The sequence below is a fragment of the Streptomyces sp. NPDC093261 genome (assembly GCF_044753645.1).
In the GTDB taxonomy this organism is placed as follows: Bacteria; Actinomycetota; Actinomycetes; order Streptomycetales; family Streptomycetaceae; genus Streptomyces.
Genome location: NZ_JBIVNO010000003.1, coordinates 357,465 through 377,277, shown reverse-complemented (window position 1 = coordinate 377,277; position 19,813 = coordinate 357,465). Strand labels below are relative to the sequence as shown.

At 72.6% G+C, this 19,813-nt stretch carries 16 protein-coding genes; 14 read left to right on the top strand and 2 right to left on the bottom strand.

The annotated features are described in order from the left end of the window. The first annotated feature begins 40 nt into the window (after window positions 1–40). Both ACIP94_RS10800 and ACIP94_RS10795 read left to right on the top strand, forming a co-directional pair. The gene (locus tag ACIP94_RS10800; RefSeq protein ID WP_402422589.1) at window positions 41–1,555 is read left to right on the top strand and encodes a 3-hydroxyacyl-CoA dehydrogenase; all 1,515 of its coding nucleotides are present in this window, start codon (window positions 41–43) and stop codon (window positions 1,553–1,555) included. Continuing rightward, window positions 1,552–2,142: a TetR/AcrR family transcriptional regulator gene (locus ACIP94_RS10795; RefSeq protein WP_402422586.1), complete on the top strand. Its 591-nt coding sequence runs from the start codon at window positions 1,552–1,554 to the stop codon at window positions 2,140–2,142. The genes ACIP94_RS10800 and ACIP94_RS10795 overlap by 4 nt, the downstream gene beginning before the upstream one ends. A gap of 148 nt (window positions 2,143–2,290) precedes the next feature. On the opposite strand, the gene ACIP94_RS10790 is transcribed toward ACIP94_RS10795, so the two are convergent. Beyond that, window positions 2,291–2,776 (bottom strand): Lrp/AsnC family transcriptional regulator, encoded by a 486-nt coding sequence (locus ACIP94_RS10790; RefSeq protein WP_402423061.1) that lies wholly within the window; start codon window positions 2,774–2,776, stop codon window positions 2,291–2,293. Window positions 2,777–2,965: 189 nt separating this feature from the next. On the opposite strand from ACIP94_RS10790, the gene pdhA (ACIP94_RS10785) reads away from it, so the two are divergent. The 6 genes from pdhA (ACIP94_RS10785) to ACIP94_RS10760 all read left to right on the top strand — a co-directional run bounded on the left by pdhA (ACIP94_RS10785) (window position 2,966) and on the right by ACIP94_RS10760 (window position 10,384). Then, the gene (gene pdhA / locus ACIP94_RS10785) at window positions 2,966–4,111 is read left to right on the top strand and encodes a pyruvate dehydrogenase (acetyl-transferring) E1 component subunit alpha (protein ID WP_402422583.1); all 1,146 of its coding nucleotides are present in this window, start codon (window positions 2,966–2,968) and stop codon (window positions 4,109–4,111) included. Next, a complete protein-coding gene (locus ACIP94_RS10780; RefSeq protein ID WP_402422580.1) occupies window positions 4,108–5,112 on the top strand; it encodes an alpha-ketoacid dehydrogenase subunit beta in 1,005 nt (334 codons plus the stop codon). The genes pdhA (ACIP94_RS10785) and ACIP94_RS10780 overlap by 4 nt, the downstream gene beginning before the upstream one ends. Then, window positions 5,112–6,599 (top strand): dihydrolipoamide acetyltransferase family protein, encoded by a 1,488-nt coding sequence (locus tag ACIP94_RS10775; RefSeq protein WP_402422577.1) that lies wholly within the window; start codon window positions 5,112–5,114, stop codon window positions 6,597–6,599. The genes ACIP94_RS10780 and ACIP94_RS10775 overlap by 1 nt, the downstream gene beginning before the upstream one ends. Window positions 6,600–6,702: 103 nt before the next feature. After that, window positions 6,703–7,668: an NTP transferase domain-containing protein gene (locus ACIP94_RS10770; protein ID WP_402422574.1), complete on the top strand. Its 966-nt coding sequence runs from the start codon at window positions 6,703–6,705 to the stop codon at window positions 7,666–7,668. Next, entirely contained in the window at window positions 7,665–9,242 is a 1,578-nt protein-coding gene (locus ACIP94_RS10765) for a molybdopterin molybdotransferase MoeA (RefSeq protein ID WP_402422571.1), read from the top strand. Before ACIP94_RS10770 ends, ACIP94_RS10765 begins: the two co-directional genes overlap by 4 nt. A 161-nt stretch (window positions 9,243–9,403) precedes the next feature. Next, on the top strand, window positions 9,404–10,384 hold the full coding sequence (locus ACIP94_RS10760; RefSeq protein WP_402422568.1) for an NAD(P)H-quinone oxidoreductase: 981 nt from the start codon (window positions 9,404–9,406) through the stop codon (window positions 10,382–10,384). A gap of 130 nt (window positions 10,385–10,514) precedes the next feature. On the opposite strand, the gene ACIP94_RS10755 is transcribed toward ACIP94_RS10760, so the two are convergent. Beyond that, window positions 10,515–10,889: a hypothetical protein gene (locus tag ACIP94_RS10755; protein ID WP_402422566.1), complete on the bottom strand. Its 375-nt coding sequence runs from the start codon at window positions 10,887–10,889 to the stop codon at window positions 10,515–10,517. 936 nt (window positions 10,890–11,825) lie between these two features. On the opposite strand from ACIP94_RS10755, the gene ACIP94_RS10750 reads away from it, so the two are divergent. From ACIP94_RS10750 to ACIP94_RS10725, 6 genes are all read left to right on the top strand, one after another. Next, window positions 11,826–12,452: a PadR family transcriptional regulator gene (locus tag ACIP94_RS10750; RefSeq protein ID WP_402422563.1), complete on the top strand. Its 627-nt coding sequence runs from the start codon at window positions 11,826–11,828 to the stop codon at window positions 12,450–12,452. A 30-nt stretch (window positions 12,453–12,482) separates the two neighbouring features. After that, window positions 12,483–13,028 carry a bacterial proteasome activator family protein gene (locus ACIP94_RS10745; protein WP_402422560.1) on the top strand — a complete coding sequence of 182 codons (546 nt, stop codon included), beginning with the start codon at window positions 12,483–12,485 and terminating at the stop codon, window positions 13,026–13,028. Between the two features lie 850 nt (window positions 13,029–13,878). Beyond that, a complete protein-coding gene (locus ACIP94_RS10740) occupies window positions 13,879–15,453 on the top strand; it encodes a protein kinase (protein WP_402422557.1) in 1,575 nt (524 codons plus the stop codon). 711 nt (window positions 15,454–16,164) lie between these two features. Further along, entirely contained in the window at window positions 16,165–17,346 is a 1,182-nt protein-coding gene (gene pdhA, locus ACIP94_RS10735; protein WP_402422554.1) for a pyruvate dehydrogenase (acetyl-transferring) E1 component subunit alpha, read from the top strand. A 1-nt stretch (window position 17,347) separates the two neighbouring features. Then, window positions 17,348–18,325 (top strand): alpha-ketoacid dehydrogenase subunit beta, encoded by a 978-nt coding sequence (locus ACIP94_RS10730; RefSeq protein WP_402422551.1) that lies wholly within the window; start codon window positions 17,348–17,350, stop codon window positions 18,323–18,325. A gap of 10 nt (window positions 18,326–18,335) precedes the next feature. Next, entirely contained in the window at window positions 18,336–19,751 is a 1,416-nt protein-coding gene (locus ACIP94_RS10725) for a dihydrolipoamide acetyltransferase family protein (protein ID WP_402422548.1), read from the top strand. Window positions 19,752–19,813: the final 62 nt, after the last annotated feature.

Genomic DNA, 19,813 nt, shown 5'->3' with positions numbered 1-19,813 from the left:
GCCGTATCCGTGGAAAACCTGGTGCGGGAGGATCGCGCTCATGACAGCACTCGACCTCAGCAGCCCTGTGGCCGTCGTGGGCACCGGCACCATGGGCCAGGGCATCGCCCAGGTCGCGCTGGTGGCGGGACACCCCGTGCGGCTGTACGACGCCGCTGTGGGCCGCGCCCGCGAGGCGGCCGCCGCGATCGGCGCCCGCCTGGACCGGCTCGTGGAGAAGGACCGGCTCACCGCGGCCGAGCGGGACACGGCCCGCGCCCGCCTCCTGCCGGTCGAGAACCTGGCCGAGCTGGCCGACTGCTCGCTCGTCGTGGAGGCGGTCCTTGAGCGTCTCGACGTCAAGCAGCAGCTGTTCCGTGAGCTGGAGGACGTCGTCGGCGACGACTGCCTGCTCGCCACCAACACCTCGTCCCTGTCCGTGACCGCCGTCGGCGGCGCCCTGCGCAACCCGGGCCGCTTCGTCGGCCTGCACTTCTTCAATCCCGCGCCGCTGATGCCGCTGGTGGAGGTCGTCTCCGGGTTCGCCACCGACGTCACGTCCGCCACACGCGCGTACGAGACGGCCCGCGCCTGGGGCAAGACACCGGTCGCGTGTGCGGACACCCCCGGTTTCATCGTCAACCGCATCGCCCGGCCCTTCTACGCCGAGGCGTTCGCGGTGTACGAGGCGCAGGCCGCCGACCCCGCCACCATCGACGCGGTCCTGCGCGAGTCGGGCGGCTTTCGGATGGGCGCGTTCGAGCTGACCGACCTCATCGGGCAGGACGTCAACGAATCCGTCACCCGCTCCGTGTGGGACTCCTTCTTCCAGGACGTGCGCTTCACGCCCTCCCTCGCCCAGCGGCGGCTGGTGGAGTCCGGCCGGCTCGGCCGCAAGACCGGGCAGGGCTGGTACGGCTACGGGGACGGTGCCGAGCGGCCCGAGCCGCACACCGCGGAGCGGGCGCAGCCACCGGCATACGTCGTCGCCGAGGGCGATCTGGGCCCCGCCTCGGAACTGCTCGCGCTGATCCGCGAGGCGGGCATCGGCGTCCGTGAGGACGAAGAGGACCACGGCACCCGTCTGGTGCTGCCCGGCGGCGGGCAGCTGGCTCTCGCGGACGGACAGACCTCCGTGGAGTTCCGGGACGTCGTCTACTTCGACCTGGCGCTCGACTACCGCAGGGCGACCCGGATCGCCCTGTCCGCCTCCCAGGACACCTCGTCGAGGACCCTCTCCGAGGCCGTCGGCCTCTTCCAGGCGCTCGGCAAGGACGTCAGCGTCATCGGGGACGTGCCCGGCATGATCGTCGCCCGGACGGTGGCCCGGATCGTCGACCTGGCGCACGATGCCGTCGCCAAGGGTGTGGCCACCGAGGAGGACATCGACACCGCGATGCGGCTCGGCGTCAACTACCCTCTCGGCCCCTTCGAGTGGGGCCGCCGGCTCGGCCGCGGCTGGGCCTACGACCTCCTGGACGACCTGCACATGCGCGACCCCTGCGGACGGTACGCCCCGTCCCTCGCGCTCTACCGCCACGCGTACGCCTCCGAGAAGCGGGAGAGCACCTCATGACCACGGCCAAGCGCGACACATACACCCCGGAGAGCCTGCTCTCCGTCGCCGTGCAGGTGTTCAACGAGCGCGGCTACGACGGCACCTCCATGGAGCACCTCTCCAAGGCCGCCGGCATTTCCAAGTCGTCGATCTACCACCATGTCTCGGGCAAGGAGGAGCTGCTGCGCCGGGCCGTCAGCCGGGCGCTGGAGGGCCTCTTCGGGATCCTCGAGGAGGAGCACGCGCGCGTGGGCCGCGCCGTGGAACGGCTGGAGTACGTCGTGCGGCGCATGGTCGAGGTGCTCACCGCCGAGCTGCCGTATGTGACGCTGCTGCTGCGGGTGCGCGGCAACACCGGCACCGAGCGGTGGGCGCTGGAGCGGCGCCGCGAGTTCGACCACCAGGTCGCCGAGCTGCTCAAGGCCGCCGCCGCCGACGGGGATGTGCGCGGTGATGTGGAGGTGCGGCTCGCGACGCGGCTCGTCTTCGGGATGATCAACTCGATCGTGGAGTGGTACCGGCCCGACGGGCGGGGCATGGGCGAGCGCGAAGTCGCCGACGCCGTCGTGCGGTTGGCCTTCGCGGGGCTGCGCACCGAGCACTGAGGAGCCGGCCCGGACTTCCGTTCACCCGTTCGACTCCCGGTCGGCCCGGTCCATCGGGTTTATCTGGTCCGTCCGGCCCATCTGGTCCGTCCGGTCCATCTGGCGCGTCCGGTCGGCCTGGGCCTTCCGGTCGGCCTGGGTCGTCCGGTCAGCCTTCCGGCTCGAGGTCCTCCTCCTCGAACACCAGCAGGGTGCGCGTGCTGAGCACTTCGGGGATGGCCTGGAGCCGGGTGAGGACCAGTTCGCGCAGCGCCCTGTTGTCGGGTGTGTGGACCAGGAGCAGGACGTCGAAATCGCCTCCGACCAGGGCGATGTGGGAGGCGCCGGGAAGCAGGCGCAACCGCTCGCGGACCGTGCGCCAGGAATTCTGGACGATTTTCAGGGTGATGTAGGCCGACGTGCCCTGACCGGCGCGTTCGTGGTTCACCCGGGCGCCGAAGCCGCGGATCACGCCGTCCTCGATGAGCCGGTTGATGCGTGCGTAGGCGTTGGCGCGGGAGACGTGCACATGCTCGGCGACCGACCGTATCGAGGCGCGGCCGTCCGATTGGAGTATCTGGAGGATGTCCCGGTCGATGGCGTCCAGGGGGCGTGGGGGCGGCAGTACAGGGCCGTGCTCCGGTGGCTCGGCCATTTGTTCAGGTGCCATGTGCCCCCGCCTCTCTACCATGGACGTACTGCGTCCATCTCAGGTTGTGGAGAACCGTTTGTCCACAGCCTTGAGGTGCCTGTAGCCAAAATGTGCCGACGACCGAACAATCGGTAGGTGAGGCGCATCACTCCCGTGGCGCGTCCGAAGCCGCTCCCACGAGGAGGTGCCGTCATGACGGTCATGGAGCAGCGGGATGCCTACCGGCCGACCCCGCCGCCCGCCTGGCAGCCCCGTACCGATCCCGCTCCGCTGCTGCCCGATCCCCTGCCGTATCGCCTCCTCGGCACGGAGGCGGCCGCCAAGGCCGACCCGGAGCTGCTGCGCCGGCTGTACACCCAGCTCGTGCGCGGCCGCCGGTACAACGCGCAGGCGACGGCGCTCACCAAGCAGGGCCGCCTGGCCGTCTACCCCTCCAGCACCGGGCAGGAGGCCTGCCAGGTCGCCGCGGCGCTCGTCCTGGAGGAGCGCGACTGGCTCTTCCCGAGCTACCGCGACACGCTCGCGGCCGTCGCCCGCGGCGTCGATCCCGTCGAGGCCCTGACCCTGCTGCGCGGCGACTGGCACACCGGCTACGACCCCTACGAGCACCGGGTGGCCCCCCTGAGCACCCCGCTCGCCACCCAGCTGCCGCACGCCGTGGGACTCGCCCACGCCGCCCGCCTGAAGGGCGACGACGTGGTCGCGCTCGCCCTGGTCGGCGACGGCGGCACCAGCGAGGGCGACTTCCACGAGGCCATGAACTTCGCCGCCGTATGGCAGGCGCCGGTCGTCTTCCTGGTCCAGAACAACGGCTTCGCGATCTCCGTCCCGCTCGCCAAGCAGACCGCGGCGCCCTCCCTGGCGCACAAGGCGGTCGGCTACGGCATGCCGGGCCGGCTGGTCGACGGAAACGACGCGGCCGCGGTGCACGAGGTCCTCGGTGAGGCCGTACGGCACGCACGCGCGGGCGGCGGCCCCACCCTCGTCGAGGCGGTGACGTACCGCATCGACGCTCACACGAACGCCGACGACGCGACCCGCTACCGCGGCGACGCCGAGGTAGAGGCCTGGCAGGCGCACGACCCGATCATGCTGCTGGAGCGCGAGTTGACCCGGCGCGGTCTGCTCGATGAGGACGGGATACGGGCCGCGCGTGAGGACGCCGAGGCGCTGGCGGCCGACCTGCGGGCGCGCATGAACCAGGACCCGGTGCTCGACCCCATGGACCTCTTCGGCCACGTGTATGCCCAGCCCACCCCCCAACTTCTCGAACAGCGGGAACAGTTGCGGGCGGAGCTGGACGCCGAGGCGGCCGGACCGGAAGGAGCCGGGCGATGACGACCGTTGCCCTCAAGCCGGCCACCATGGCACAGGCCCTGACGCGCGCGATGCGCGACGCCATGGCGGCCGACCCGTCCGTGCACGTCATGGGCGAGGACGTCGGGACGCTCGGCGGTGTCTTCCGGGTCACGGACGGGCTCGCCAAGGAGTTCGGCGACGACCGCTGCACGGACACTCCGCTCGCCGAGGCGGGCATCCTCGGCACAGCCGTCGGCATGGCGATGTACGGCCTCAGGCCGGTCGTGGAGATGCAGTTCGACGCCTTCGCCTACCCCGCCTTCGAGCAGCTGGTCAGCCATGTCTCGCGCATGCGCAACCGCACTCGCGGCGCGATGCCGCTGCCCCTGACGATCCGGGTCCCCTACGGGGGAGGCATCGGCGGCGTCGAGCACCACAGCGACTCCTCCGAGGCCTACTACATGGCGACCCCGGGCCTCCATGTCGTCACGCCCGCGACGGTCGCGGACGCCTATGGGCTGCTGCGCGCCGCCATCGCCTCCGACGACCCGGTCGTCTTCCTCGAGCCCAAGCGGCTGTACTGGTCGAAGGACTCCTGGAACCCCGACGAGCCCGCGACCGTGGAACCGATAGGCCGTGCGGCGGTGCGGCGTTCGGGCCGTAGCGCGACGCTCATCACCTACGGGCCGTCGCTCCCCGTCTGCCTGGAGGCGGCCGAGGCGGCACGCGCCGAGGGCTGGGACCTCGAAGTCGTCGATCTGCGCTCCCTGGTGCCGTTCGACGACGAGACGGTGACCGCGTCCGTGCGCCGCACGGGCCGTGCCGTGGTGGTGCATGAGTCGACCGGCTTCGGCGGACCGGGCGGGGAGATCGCCGCGCGGGTGACCGAGCGCTGCTTCCACTACCTCGAGGCGCCCGTGCTGCGGGTGGCCGGATTCGACATCCCCTACCCGCCGCCGATGCTGGAGCGGCACCATCTGCCCGGCGTCGACCGGATCCTGGACGCCGTGGGGCGCCTGCAGTGGGAGGCGGAGAGCTGATGGCCCAGGTGCTCGAGTTCAGGCTGCCGGACCTCGGGGAGGGGCTGACCGAGGCCGAGATCGTCCGCTGGCTGGTGAAGGTCGGGGACGTCGTCACGGTCGACCAGCCGGTCGTCGAGGTCGAGACGGCCAAGGCGATGGTCGAGGTGCCCTGCCCCTACGGTGGCGTGGTCACGGCCCGCTTCGGCGAGGAGGGCACGGAGCTCCCGGTCGGTGCCCCGCTGCTGACGGTCGCCGTGGGTGCCCCCGCGGGCGGGGACGTGGAATCGTCCGGGAACGTGCTGGTCGGATACGGCACATCGGCGGCTCCCGCCCGGCGCCGCCGGGTCAGGCCGCCCCAGCCCGGCTCCCGTTCCGCCGATGGCGCCGCGCGGGTCGATTCCGTCGCCGCACCGGACCCGGTCCCGGCTGCCACCGGATCCGCGCCCGCTGCCACCGGATCCGCGCCCGCCGCCCGGGCGGCGGCGCTCGCCCCGGGTGTCCCGGCCTCCGCCGTCGCGACCCAGGCCGTTTCGGCCCCCGGCCACCGGGCCGACGCCCACGAGCACGTCGACGGACCGGTTCCGGTGATCTCCCCGCTCGTCCGCAGGCTCGCCCGCGACAACGGGCTGGATCTGCGGCAGTTGACGGGTTCCGGACCCGACGGACTGATCCTGCGCGCGGACGTGGAGGACGCCCTGAGGGCCGCCGCGGCCGGCGGCGGCGCGACGAGGGCCACGGCGGTCGCGGCCGCCCCGGCACACCCGGCTCCGCCCGCCGTATCCGGAGCGGGCGCACCGGCAGGCGCGGCGGCCACCTCCGGCATCCGGATCCCCCTCAAGGGCGTCCGCGGGGCCGTCGCCGACAAGCTGTCCCGGAGCCGGCGGGAAATTCCCGACGCGACCTGCTGGGTGGACGCCGACGCCACGGAACTGATGCGCGCGCGGGCGGCCATGAATGCGGCGGGAGATTCCAAGGTCTCCCTGCTCGCGCTGCTGGCCCGTATCTGCACCGCAGCGCTCGCCCGGTTCCCCGAGCTGAACTCCACCGTCGACCTGGAGGCCCGGGAGATCGTCCGGCTCGACCAGGTGCACCTCGGTTTCGCCGCACAGACCGAACGGGGGCTCGTCGTCCCCGTCGTGCGGGACGCGCATACGCGGGACGCCGAGTCGCTCACCGCGGAATTCGCCCGGCTGACCGAGGCGGCCCGTGCCGGCACGCTCACCCCCGCGGAACTCACCGGCGGGACCTTCACATTGAACAACTACGGGGTGTTCGGCGTCGACGGCTCGACACCGATCATCAACCACCCGGAGGCGGCCATGCTCGGCGTCGGCCGGATCGTCCCCAGGCCATGGGTGCACGAGGGGGAGCTGGCGGTGCGACAGGTCGTGCAGCTCTCGCTCACCTTCGACCACCGGGTGTGCGACGGCGGCACGGCGGGCGGATTCCTGCGGTACGTGGCGGACTGCGTGGAACAGCCGGCGGTGCTGCTGCGCACCCTCTGAGCCGCATCCGCGACCGGCCGGCCGCCGAAACTGTGAGCAAGCTCCCGCGCCCGGCCGGGGCGCGGGGGTGGCACTGATCGACGCGGCGCCCATACTCGGGAACATGACCGAGTACGAGCCCCCGGGCGACCCGGACGCCGAGGTGTACGACGCCGTCGTACTGGCCGGCGGTACCGCCCGGCGGCTCGGCGGGGCCGACAAACCGGGTGTGCGCGTCGGCGGACGGGCGCTGCTCGACCGCGTTCTCGCGGCCTGCGCCGGCGCGGCCACCACGGTGGTCGTCGCCGACCCCAGGCCCATCGCCCGCCCCGTGCTCTGGGCTCGCGAGGAGCCGCCGGGCGGCGGCCCGGTCGCCGCGCTCGACGCGGGGCTGCGGCACACCACGGCCGGGTATGTCGTCGTGCTCTCCGCCGATCTGCCGTTCCTGGAGGCGGGGACGGTACGGCGGCTGCTGGCCGCACTGCGGGCGAGCGGCGCCGACGGGGCGGTGCTCACCGACCCCGAGGGGCGCGACCAGCCCCTGGTCGCCGCCTACCGGAGCGCGACACTGCGCCGCGAACTCGCCCGCCTGGCCGCAGGGCAGGGTTCTTCCGGCACATCGGAACTCCCCCATGCTCCAGAACCCCGCGATCCCTCGGACCTCCCCGCGCGCCCTCTGCGCCCCGGTCTTGCCGGCCTTCCGCTGCGGCGGCTCGTCGCCCGGCTCGGCCTCACCCGTATCTCCGATCCCGTCGCGTCCTTCGACTGCGACACCTGGGACGCCATCGCCGCCGCCCGATCACGAATCAGGGAGCATGGGCACGTGTTGAACGAATGGATTTCCGCAGTCAAGGACGAGCTGGGCATCGACCTCGACGTCGACACCGGCGTTCTCCTCGACCTCGCTCGCGACGCCGCGCACGGAGTGGCCCGTCCTGCGGCCCCGCTGACGACGTTCCTCGTCGGCTACGCCGCCGCGCAGGCGCAGGGCGGCCCCGAAGCGGTCGCCGAGGCCGCCCGCAAGGCCGCTGCCCTGGCCCTGCGCTGGGCGGACGAGGAGGCCGCCGAGGCCAAGCCGGACGCCGGATGACGAAGAGGGGCGTCCGGAAAGGCCCGGACACCGATGAACGGTATGGGGAGGAGGCGCTGGCCGTGGTCGAGGACAGCGGCGGGCGCGGCCGTCCGGGCGAGGCCCGCTCCGCCCGCCCGGCCGAGCAGCGGCACGACCCGGAGCGGCACGACCGGGATCTCGAAGAGGCGCTCGCCCTGGTACGGGACCTGGGCCCGAGTGACGGCCGCCGCTCCGAGCCGCGTACGCCCGGTACAGGGTCCGGACACGGACCCGGCACCCCCCGGCATCCCGGCGCCCGGGACATGGGCCGGGACGGCCCGGCGGAGGCCGCCCCCTCCTCACCGGCCCCCTCCGGGCACCGCCCGGGCCACCACGCCACGCCCTGGCCCGAGGCCCGCGCCGCCGCCGCGCGCGCGGCCCGTTCCGTGCCGTGCCGCGAACCCGTCGACGTGCCCCTCGACGCCGCCCTCGGCCTGGTTCTCGCCGGCCCCCTCACCGCGCTGACCGACCTCCCCTCCTTCAACACCTCCGCCATGGACGGCTGGGCGGTCGCGGGCCCCGGCCCCTGGGACGTGCGCGAGGAAGGAGTCCTCGCCGGGCACACGGAGCCTGCTCCGCTCGAGGACGGGGAGGCCGTCCGGATCGCCACCGGTGCCCGCATCCCCCCGGACACCACCGCGGTCCTGCGCAGCGAACATGGGCACATGGACGACAAGGGCCGGCTGTACGCCGCCCTTCCGCCGGCTCTCGGCTCCGCGCGCACGGGGAGTACCCCCACGGTCGCCCATGGACAGGACATCCGGCCGCGGGGCCAGGAGTGCCACGCCGGTGACCAGTTGCTTCCCCCGGGGGCCCTGGTCACCCCGGCCGTGCTCGGGCTCGCCGCGGCCGCCGGGTACGACACGTTGTCCGTACGGCCCCGGCCCCGGGTCGAAGTCCTTGTGCTGGGAGACGAGTTGCTCACCGAGGGGCCGCCCAGGGACGGCCTGATCCGGGATGCGCTCGGGCCGATGCTGCCACCCTGGCTGCGCGCGCTCGGCGCGGACGTGGTGGCCCTCCGCAGGCTCGGTGACGACGCCGAAGCCCTGCACCGGGCGGTCACCTCCTCGACGGCCGACTTGGTCGTCACCACCGGCGGCACGGCCGGGGGACCCGTCGACCATGTCCACCCCATCCTGTGCCGCATCGGCGCCGAACTCCTCGTGGACGGCGTGAAGGTGCGCCCGGGGCACCCCATGCTCCTGGCGCGCACCCGGGACGACCAGCACCTCGTCGGGTTGCCCGGCAATCCCCTCGCGGCCGTCTCCGGCTTGCTCACGCTCGCCGAGCCCCTGCTGCGCGGCCTTACGGGGCGTGTGGCCCCCGAGCCCTGCACGCTGCCCCTGAGGGGTTCCAGCCACGGTCACCCGTACGACACCCGGCTCGTCCCCGTCGCCGTACGCGCCGACCACGCGGTTCCGTTGCACTACAACGGTCCCGCCATGCTGCGGGGTATCGCCGCTGCGGACGCCCTGGCCGTCGTACCGCCCGGGGGTGCCCAGTCCGGTCAGGAACTGGAACTGCTGGACCTGCCCTGGGTATGGGCGCAGTGAGCCGAAACGGGGGATACGGGGAGTGTTTCACGTGAAACGTCGGGGCCTGGCGTCATCGTCCGGCCCGGACGGGGCGCACCTCTGCCCCCCTGAGGCATCTCTGATCCGCCACCGGGAACCGCGGGGCGGAACGGCCCACCGCCAGGAGTAGCGTCCCTCTCATGTACGCGATCACGATTCCTGAACCCGGTGGGCCCGAGGCGCTGGTGTGGGCCGAGGTCCCCGACCCTGTACCTGCCGAGGGTGAAGTGCTGGTCGAGGTGACGGCCAGCGCCGTCAACCGCGCCGACCTCCTCCAGCGCCAGGGTCTCTACAACCCGCCGCCCGGTGCGTCCCCGTACCCCGGACTCGAGTGTTCCGGCCGGGTCGCCGCCCTTGGTCCCGGTGTCTCCGGGTGGGCCGTCGGCGACGAGGTGTGCGCGCTGCTCGCGGGTGGCGGCTATGCCGAGAAGGTCGCGGTCCCGGCCGGACAGCTGCTGCCCGTGCCGGACGGGCTCGATCTGCGCCAGGCGGCCGCGCTGCCGGAGGTGACCTGCACGGTTTGGTCCAATGTGTTCATGGTCGCCCATCTCCGTCCGGGCGAGACGCTGCTTGTGCACGGCGGCTCCAGCGGGATCGGCACGATGGCGATCCAGCTGGCCAAGGCGGTGGGCGCGAAGGTGGCGGTCACGGCGGGCACCAAGAAGAAGCTGGACTACTGCGCCGAACTGGGCGCGGACGTGCTGATCAACTACCGCGTGCAGGACTTCGTGGAGGAGGTCCGGCAGGCCACGGCCGGGGCGGGTGCGGACGTCATCCTTGACAACATGGGCGCGAAGTACCTGAACCGCAATGTCCAGGCGCTCGCGCTGAACGGCAGGCTGGCGATCATCGGTATGCAGGGCGGTGTGCAGGGCGAACTGAACATCAACGCGCTGCTGCGGAAGCAGGCGGCGATCACCGCGACGTCGCTCCGGGCGCGCCCGCTCGAAGAGAAGGCGGCGATCGTGGCAGCGGTACGGGAACACGTCTGGCCGCTGATCTCCTCCGGCCGTGTGCGCCCGGTCATCGACCGCGAGGTCCCGATGAGCGACGCGGCCACGGCTCACCGGTTGCTGGACGAGAGCGGCCACATCGGAAAGGTGCTGCTGGTCAAGCCCTGAGCGGCTGCAGGTCCGGCGCGGGCGAGACGCGAAGGGGAGGGCCTCCCGACACAGGCGGGGTACGGCCGGGTCACCCCGGCACAGGCGGGGTACGGCCGGGTCACCCCGGCACAGGCGGGGTTCGGCCGGGTCACTCCCGGCGCAGGCGCAGGCCGAGGAGCGCGAGTGCCAGGCCGAGGCCGATGAGCATCAGGCCGCTGCCGAGGGGCAGGACCTCGACCACCGGTCGGGAGGCGCCGGCCTGCCCGGGGGGCACAGCGGAGGCCCGAGCCGAGGCCTCGGAGGGGACGGGCAAGGTTCCCGGGGGGTCGACGGCGGCGCCGAGGGACGCTTCCGCGTCGGCGCTCGGGTCCTCGGTGTCGGACTCCGTCGATGTCGTGGCGTCCTCCTCCGCCGATTCCCTCTCGGCGGGGTCCGTGTACGCGGGGTCCTCGCCCTCGCTTTCGTCCTCCTCCGGCTCGGCCGTGTCAGGCCTCCCGGGCCGTATCCGCCCCTCACCGGCCAAGCTGCCGGCCCGGGAGGGCCCGGTCGAGGGTCGCGAGGGAGAGGACGAGGGGACCGAGAGCGAGAGGGGGGCGGCGGGGTGCCCGGCAGCGGGCGCTCGACCGGGGCGGAAGGGGCGGTTGGTCCCTGGGCCGGCCGGGTGAGCGGGCGCCGCGGACATCGGGCGGGCCGGCGCGGCTGTCCGGGCGGGCGCGACCGACGGCCTGGGGCCCACTGCGGCGGTTCCGGGGGAGGCCGTGGTCGTCCTTGCGCCCGGCGTGGTCAGGTGGCCGGGGGTCATGGACGTCGGGTGCCCGGGGCCGTGCGAGGGCGTGGCGGGCGGCGTCAGGGAGGGACGGGCGGAGCGGAGGGCGGTCGGGGGGAGGCCCGGCTGCCAGGCGGCTGTGGTCGGGACGCGGAGGGCGAGTGCGGGCGGGCCGCCGGATATGGGGGACGATGGGGGCCGGAGGGTGGACTCGGCCGAGGGCCGCGCCACGTGCTCGGCGAGGGGCCCCGGCAGCGGCCGGACGCCGGGCTCGGCAAGGGGCCGCGCTATGGGCCGGACACCGGGCTCGGCAAGTGGCCGCGCCATGGACCGGACACCGGGTCCGACAAGTGGCCGCGCTGTGGACTGAAAGGAGTACGAGGCGGTACGGCCGTCGGATGCGGGTCGTATCCCGGGCCTGGGCGGTATGCCGTACGCGGCGGCTATCCCGTACGCGCCGAGGACGGCGGTCGTGGTCAGGACCGGCGGCAGAACGGCGGCGCTGAGCGTGCGGAACGTGGACGGCGTACGCAGCCATGGAGTCACGCGCGTGACCCCCTCCCGTGCTCGGAGGGCAAGATCAACGGATTCAGCGTCACACGGACCCTCGGGTCCGGCATCTCGACCGCCCGCCCCGCCGTCCGGCGATCGCCCCGGCTGGCACTCCCCCGTCCCAGGGGCTACAGATACGGCATGTCGATACGCCACGGCCTGCTGGCGCTGCTGGCACGAGGCCCCCGGAGCGGTGCCCGGCTGCGCGCCGAGCTCGAGGCACGGACCGGGGCGCTGTGGGCGCCGGACCCCGCGCAGGTCCGCACGGTCCTGGCAGGCCTGGAGGGGGACGGGCTGGTGGTGCGGGAGCGACGACGGGACGAGGAGCCGCGCGTGCGCTACACGCTCACCGAAGCGGGCCGCGCCGAGCTGCGCGACTGGTACGCCCGCCCGGTGGAGCACGGGGAGGGGACGCGCGACGAGCTGACGATCAAGCTGGTGATGGCCGTGGGCGTGCCCGACGTCGATGTACGGGCCGTCATCGAGGCCCAGCGCCGGCATCTGAGGGAGTTTCTGCGGGAGTGTGCTCGGCAGCGCTCCGCGGCCCTCTCCGAGCTGCCCTCCCACCGGGACGAGGTCACCCGGCTACTGGTCCTGGACCAGATGGTCCTGCACACCGAGGCCCAGCTCCTCTGGCTCGAACACTGTGAGGTCAGGCTGCAGCGCCTGGCCGGGGCGGCGGCCGCGGGCCCCCCGACGGATCCGGCTGACGCATCTCCGGGGGGCGTCGGCAGGGTGGATCACCCTTCACGGAGGGCACATGGCTGATGTCGTGTACGGGTGCGAGAGAATGGCCGCATGGAGATGCCGAGGAACGACAGGTCGTCGGAGAACCCCCAGAAGATCCTGGTCGTGGGCCAGGACGGAATGGCTCTCGGCGGCACCGCAGACGAAGACTCCCGCGAGATCCCGGTGACGGAACAGGTGGAGCAGCCGGCGAAGGTCATGCGCATCGGCAGCATGATCAAGCAGTTGCTGGAGGAGGTGCGCGCCGCTCCTCTGGACGAGGCGAGCCGGCAGCGCCTGAAGGAGATCCACGCCAGCTCGGTGAAGGAGCTGGAGGACGGCCTTGCTCCGGAACTCGTCGAGGAGCTCGAGCGGCTCTCCCTGCCCTTCACGGACGAGGTGCTCCCCAGCGACGCGGAACTGCGGATCGCGCAGGCGCAGTTGGTGGGCTGGCTGGAGGGCCTGTTCCACGGGATCCAGACCACGCTGTTCGCCCAGCAGATGGCGGCGCGGGCCCAACTGGAGCAGATGCGTCGCGCCCTCCCGCCGGGCGTCGGCTCCCCCGAGGGCGAGGAGGAACGCCGCGCGGGCGGTCGCGCGGGCGGCCCGTATCTGTGATCCGGCCGTGCGAGCCGGCTGAGCCCGGCCCCGCGATCCTGTGGCCCCGGTCATGACAAGGGCCCGGCACCCCGACGGTGCCGGGCCCTTCCGCTGTGCGGGGGAGCGGCGGCGTAACACCGCGACCGGCCGGTCAGCGCCGAACACCCGGCCGGTCAGCGCCGAACACCCGGCCGGTATGCGGGTCCGCGTTGTCGGGACTCCCGCCGAGATCGCGCTCATCCGCGCCGAGGGCGGAGACGGTGTTCGCGCGGGTGAGTTTCGCCACGGACGGCGCCTCGCGGCGGAACCGCGCCCGGCCGGCCCGTTCGCGACTCGGCTCGGTGTGAAGTGTCCTGATCGCGACCTGGCAGTCCAGCGGCGCGTCCGGTAGGAGACGTACCCAAGCCCTGCCGCCTCCGTCGGGCGGGACCCGTGGCTGTCGCCGGCCGCCGACGAGGGAACGCCACGCGCGCCTCCTGCTCGGCTCACGTTCCGCGTCCCGCATTGGCCGCCCCGGCAACGGCTCGCGATGCCCCCGCCGTCCGTGATCGACCTGCGGACGCTCGCTGCTGGCAAGCGGTTGCTCCGTGATCGACGGGCCTCTTCCGGCCATGTTCTGTCCCAGGTCGCGGACATGCCCGGTGCGGTGCCCGTTCGTGACCGTACGCTCAAGGAGCATTGCGGAAGCGTGACCGGGGTCGTACGGCCTGTGGACGGAATTTGCACATGGGACGGGCCACAGGGTTTGATGACCGGTCCGTCTCGAAGGCATCTCGGACCGGCGTCTTGCGCGGAGCCTGTAGCGTGGCCCGTCGGAGACCGTAACAACCACCGCGCAGACCGCGGGCAGAAACGACGGCGAGGACTGATGGCACAGACGCAGCGCGCCCAGGGCCCGTCCGACCCCGAGGCGACTGGCGGCGGGATGTCAGACGCGCCGGAGAACTGGGGCAACGGCGGGCTTGTCGGGGACGGCCGGTACCGGCTGACCCGCAGACTCGGCCGGGGCGGCATGGCCGAGGTGTTCGCGGCCGAGGACGTACGCCTCGGGCGGACGGTCGCGGTCAAGCTGCTCCGTTCCGACCTGGCCGAGGACCCGGTCTCCAAGGCCCGCTTCACGCGCGAGGCCCAGTCGGTGGCCGGCCTCAACCACCACGCGATCGTCGCCGTGTACGACTCGGGCGAGGACCAGGTGGGCGGCCAGGCGGTGCCGTACATCGTGATGGAGCTGGTCGAGGGCCGTACGATCCGCGAGCTGCTGCTCAACGCGGAGGCGCCCGGGCCGGAGCAGGCCCTGATCATCGTCTCGGGTGTGCTGGAGGCGCTCGCCTACTCGCACCAGCACGGCATCGTGCACCGCGACATCAAGCCGGCGAACGTCATCATCACGAACAACGGCGCCGTGAAGGTGATGGACTTCGGCATCGCGCGCGCCCTGCACGGGGCGTCCACGACGATGACGCAGACCGGCATGGTCATGGGCACGCCGCAGTACCTCTCCCCGGAGCAGGCGCTCGGCAAGGCCGTCGACCATCGCTCGGACCTGTACGCGACAGGCTGTCTGCTGTACGAACTGCTCGCGCTGCGGCCCCCGTTCGTCGGCGAGACCCCGCTGTCCGTGGTGTACCAGCACGTTCAGGACATCCCGGTGCCTCCGTCCCAGGTCTCGCAGGGCGCCGCGCCGCCGGAGCTGGACGGGCTCGTGATGCGCTCCCTGGCGAAGGAGCCGGACGACCGCTTCCAGACCGCGGAGGAGATGCGCGGTCTGGCCCAGTACGCCCTGCAGATGCTGTATGACCAGGGCGGCCACACCGGCACCTGGAACACCGGCCCGGTCGAGATGCACGAGGGCCGGCACACCCCCGCGGGAGGCTTCGCCGGCACGACCGTGATGCCGCACCCGGGTGAGTCCGGCACCACGCAGATTCCGCAGCCCGTCCTTCCCGCGGGCTACGGCTCCGGGGACGACGGCGGCTTCGAGGGGCACGGCAACCGGGGCAGCGGACGCGGCAAACTGTGGATCCTCGCGGTCCTCGCGATCGTCGCCATCGCCGCGGGCGTCGCGCTGGCGCTGAACAACACGGGCGGCGGCGGTGCCGGGACGAGCAACACGCGGTCGCCGGCCGTGACGACGAGCAAGGACGACAAGCGGTCCCAGCAGACGCCGACGGACGAGGCGACCGACCAGTCCACCAACGACAGCTCGGGCACGGGCAGCGGCTCGGACTACACCCCCTCGTACACGCCGTCGCGGAGCTACAGCGAGCAGCCGCCGGCGCAGCCGTCGACGACGCCGGACCAGCCGAGCGGCCAGCCCACCGAGTCGGCGCCCTCGGACGGCCAGACGGGCACGCCCACGGACGGCGGCAGCGACACCTCGAACCCGACGGCGTCGGGCGGCGGCGGGGACACCACGGGCGCCGGCGATCCGCAGTTGCCCTGACGGAGCCCTCAGCGCCTTACAGGGCCTGACGGGGCCTCCCTCCAGGGCCTGACGGGGCCCGGCGGGACGACGCATCGGGGGCCGTCCCGCGAAAACGGCAGCCACGCGCGCGTGGGACCCGGAAACGGGCTCCACGCGCGCGTGTGCTCGTAATGGGCTTCAGGCGCGCGTGTGCCCGTAACGGGCTTCACGCGCGTGTGCGCATGCCCGGACCGTGACCGCGACGGAGGGGGCGGCGGCCCCGGCCGGGCGGGGCCCGGTCGGGCATGCTCCCCGGCGGCGTACCCCCGGAGAAGAGCGCCCAGCCCGGTCAGGACCGGGACGCGAGCCCCGCGAGCGGGCGTCTCCGTCCGGTGACACTGGCACCACCCCCAGAAGATGTCTTCCCGTGCTCCAGGTGAGCGGGATAACGTGCCGTTGTTCCGGCCCCCTGCAAGGCTGTGACCAGCATCTGTGCCCGACTTACTCGATTTACTTGGATATCCAAGCAAAATCCCAGGTCAGGAGGGGTTTCACAGAAATGTGGCGCACTGGGTAACGTGCCCTTTGCAGGGCGCTCGCCGGGGCACCTGTCACGTCTGTTTCGAACGAGTCGCACCCACCCCGTGCGTCCGTGCGCTGCAGGCGAGCCGCTCTCACCGGCCCCAAGCGGGCCGGCGGGACCCCCAGGCACCCGGCGAACCCGGGGGCCGGATCGACGGAGGAGCACACGTGACCGTGGAGAGCACTGCCGCGCGCAAGCCGCGACGCAGCGCCGGAAGCAAGGCCGGCGCCACCGGCACCAAGCGCACCACGCCCAGGAAGGGCACCGAGGCGGATCTCGTCCAGTTGCTGACGCCCGAGGGCGAGCGCGTCGAGAACCCGGAGTACGACCGGTACGTCGAGGGCATCACGCCCGAGCAGTTGCGCGGCCTCTACCGGGACATGGTGCTGACCCGGCGCTTCGACGCGGAGGCCACCTCCCTGCAGCGCCAGGGTGAGCTGGGCCTGTGGGCCTCGCTGCTCGGCCAGGAGGCCGCCCAGATCGGTTCGGGACGGGCCACCCGCGAGGACGACTACGTCTTCCCGACCTACCGTGAGCACGGCGTGGCCTGGTGCCGCGGGGTCGACCCCACCAACCTGCTCGGCATGTTCCGCGGTGTGAACAACGGCGGCTGGGACCCCAACAGCAACAACTTCCACCTCTACACGATCGTCATCGGCTCGCAGACGCTGCACGCCACGGGCTACGCCATGGGCGTCGCCAAGGACGGGGCGGACTCGGCCGTGATCGCGTACTTCGGTGACGGTGCCTCCAGCCAGGGCGATGTCGCGGAGTCGTTCACGTTCGCGGCGGTCTACAACGCGCCGGTGGTGTTCTTCTGCCAGAACAACCAGTGGGCGATCTCCGAGCCGACCGAGAAGCAGACCCGTGTGCCGCTCTACCAGCGGGCGCAGGGCTTCGGCTTCCCGGGCGTGCGCGTGGACGGCAACGACGTGCTGGCCTGCCTCGCGGTCACGAAGTGGGCGCTGGAGCGGGCGCGCAACGGCGAGGGCCCGACCCTGGTCGAGGCGTTCACGTACCGCATGGGCGCGCACACGACCTCCGACGACCCGACCCGCTACCGCCACGACGACGAGCGGGCCGCCTGGGAGGCGAAGGACCCGATCGCCCGCCTGCGCGCCTACCTCCTCGCCTCAAACCACGCGGACGAGGGATTCTTCGCGGAACTCGAGGCGGAGAGCGAAGCGTTGGGAAGGCGGGTACGCGAAGCGGTCCGTGCCATGCCGGACCCGGACCACTTCGCCATCTTCGAGAACGTGTACGCGGACGGGCATGCGCTCGTCGACGAGGAGCGGGCCCAGTTCGCCGCCTACCAGGCGTCGTTCGCGGACGCTGAAGGGGGCAAGTGACATGGCCGAGAAGATGGCACTCGCCAAGGCGATCAACGAGTCGCTGCGCAAGGCTCTGGAGTCGGACCCCAAGGTCCTGGTGATGGGCGAGGACGTCGGCAAGCTCGGCGGTGTCTTCCGTGTCACCGACGGTCTGCAGAAGGACTTCGGTGAGGAGCGGGTGATCGACACCCCGCTCGCCGAGTCGGGCATCGTCGGCACGGCGATCGGCCTGGCCCTGCGCGGATACCGCCCGGTGGTGGAGATCCAGTTCGACGGCTTCGTCTTCCCGGCGTACGACCAGATCGTCACCCAACTGGCGAAGATGCACGCCCGCTCGCTGGGCAAGGTCAAGCTTCCGGTCGTCGTCCGCATCCCCTACGGCGGCGGCATCGGTGCGGTCGAGCACCACAGCGAGTCCCCCGAGGCGCTGTTCGCGCACGTGGCCGGCCTGAAGATCGTCTCTCCGTCGAACGCGTCGGACGCGTACTGGATGATGCAGCAGGCCATCCAGAGCGACGACCCGGTGATCTTCTTCGAGCCGAAGCGGCGCTACTGGGACAAGTCCGAGGTGGACCCCGAGGCGATCCCCTACCCCCTGCACAAGGCGCGGGTGGTGCGTGAGGGCACGGATGTCACGCTGGCCGCCTACGGCCCGATGGTGAAGGTGTGCCAGGAGGCCGCCGTGGCCGCCCAGGAGGAGGGCCGGTCACTGGAGGTGCTGGACCTGCGCTCGGTCTCGCCGCTGGACTTCGACTCCCTGCAGGCGTCGGTGGAGAGGACCCGCCGCCTGGTGGTGGTGCACGAGGCACCCGTGTTCTTCGGTTCGGGCGCGGAGATCGCCGCCCGGATCACGGAGCGGTGCTTCTACCACCTGGAGGCGCCCGTGCTGCGGGTCGGTGGCTATCACGCCCCGTATCCGCCGGCGCGGGTGGAGGAGGAGTACCTGCCGGGCCTGGACCGGGTGCTGGATGCCGTCGACCGCGTCCTGGCGTACTGAGGAGAGGGTCGTGACGACGATGACTGACGCGTCCGTGCGCGAGTTCAAGATGCCCGACGTGGGCGAGGGCCTCACCGAGGCAGAGATCCTCAAGTGGTACGTCCAGCCCGGGGACACGGTCACCGACGGGCAGGTCGTCTGCGAGGTGGAGACCGCCAAGGCCGCCGTGGAGCTGCCCATCCCGTACGACGGGGTGGTCCGGGAACTGCGCTTCCCCGAGGGCACCACGGTGGACGTCGGCACGCCGATCATCACGGTCGAGACGGCCGGGGGCGCCCCCGCCGCACCGGCGCCGGCCGAGCAGGCGTCGGTACCGAAGCCCGCGGCCGAGGAGCCCGTGCCCGCGGCGGAGGAGCCCAAGCAGGAGGGCCGCAAGCCGGTCCTCGTCGGCTACGGCGTCGCCGAGTCCTCCACCAGGCGCCGCCCCCGCAAGGCGGCCGTGGCCGCCGCCGAGGACACCCGTCAGGCGGCCACGGCACTCCAGGGCGAGCTGAACGGACACGGCGGGAGCGCCCGCCCGCTGGCGAAGCCGCCGGTGCGCAAGCTCGCCAAGGACCTGGGCGTCGACCTCGCGACGGTCGTCCCCTCCGGTCCGGACGGGATCATCACCCGCGAGGACGTGCACGCGGCCGCGGCCCCCGCGCCTGCGGCGCCCGCCGAGGCGGTCCCCGCTCCGGCGGTGGAGCGTCCGGCCGCTCCGGCGTCCGTGGTGACCTACGACGTGGCGCGGGAGACCCGTATCCCCGTCAAGGGCGTCCGCAAGGCCACCGCGCAGGCGATGGTCGGCTCCGCGTTCACCGCGCCGCACGTCACGGAGTTCGTCACGGTGGACGTGACGCGCACGATGAAGCTGGTCGAGGAGCTGAAGCAGGACAAGGACCTCCAGGGCCTGCGCGTCAACCCGCTGCTGCTGATCGCCAAGGCCCTCCTGGTCGCGATCAAGCGGAACCCCGACATCAACGCTTCCTGGGACGAGGCCAACCAGGAGATCGTCCGCAAGCACTATGTGAACCTCGGGATCGCGGCGGCCACCCCGCGCGGTCTGATCGTGCCGAACATCAAGGACGCGCAGGACAAGACACTTCCGCGGCTCGCGGAGGCGCTGGGCGAGCTGGTGGCCACGGCCCGCGAGGGCAAGACGTCGCCGGCGGCGATGCAGGGCGGCACGGTCACCATCACGAACGTCGGGGTGTTCGGTGTCGACACGGGCACGCCGATCCTCAACCCCGGCGAGTCGGCGATCCTCGCGGTCGGCGCGATCAGGCTCCAGCCCTGGGTCCACAAGGGCAAGGTCAAGCCCCGCCAGGTCACGACCCTCGCGCTCAGCTTCGACCACCGCCTGGTGGACGGCGAGCTGGGCTCGAAGGTCCTCGCGGACGTGGCGGCCATCCTGGAGCAGCCGAAGCGGCTGATCACCTGGGGCTAGCGCCCGGGGGCAGATCACGACGAAGGGGCCGACCGCATCTCCGCGGTCGGCCCCTTCTGCCG

Coding starts and splice junctions, on each gene's coding strand:
- ACIP94_RS10800 (WP_402422589.1), top strand. CDS start 41: ATGACAGCACTCGACCTCAGCAGCCCTGTGGCCGTCGTGGGCACCGGC.
- ACIP94_RS10795 (WP_402422586.1), top strand. CDS start 1,552: ATGACCACGGCCAAGCGCGACACATACACCCCGGAGAGCCTGCTCTCC.
- ACIP94_RS10790 (WP_402423061.1), bottom strand. CDS start 2,776: ATGGCCGAGCCACCGGAGCACGGCCCTGTACTGCCGCCCCCACGCCCC.
- pdhA (WP_402422583.1), top strand. CDS start 2,966: ATGACGGTCATGGAGCAGCGGGATGCCTACCGGCCGACCCCGCCGCCC.
- ACIP94_RS10780 (WP_402422580.1), top strand. CDS start 4,108: ATGACGACCGTTGCCCTCAAGCCGGCCACCATGGCACAGGCCCTGACG.
- ACIP94_RS10775 (WP_402422577.1), top strand. CDS start 5,112: ATGGCCCAGGTGCTCGAGTTCAGGCTGCCGGACCTCGGGGAGGGGCTG.
- ACIP94_RS10770 (WP_402422574.1), top strand. CDS start 6,703: ATGACCGAGTACGAGCCCCCGGGCGACCCGGACGCCGAGGTGTACGAC.
- ACIP94_RS10765 (WP_402422571.1), top strand. CDS start 7,665: ATGACGAAGAGGGGCGTCCGGAAAGGCCCGGACACCGATGAACGGTAT.
- ACIP94_RS10760 (WP_402422568.1), top strand. CDS start 9,404: ATGTACGCGATCACGATTCCTGAACCCGGTGGGCCCGAGGCGCTGGTG.
- ACIP94_RS10750 (WP_402422563.1), top strand. CDS start 11,826: ATGTCGATACGCCACGGCCTGCTGGCGCTGCTGGCACGAGGCCCCCGG.
- ACIP94_RS10745 (WP_402422560.1), top strand. CDS start 12,483: ATGGAGATGCCGAGGAACGACAGGTCGTCGGAGAACCCCCAGAAGATC.
- ACIP94_RS10740 (WP_402422557.1), top strand. CDS start 13,879: ATGGCACAGACGCAGCGCGCCCAGGGCCCGTCCGACCCCGAGGCGACT.
- ACIP94_RS10730 (WP_402422551.1), top strand. CDS start 17,348: ATGGCCGAGAAGATGGCACTCGCCAAGGCGATCAACGAGTCGCTGCGC.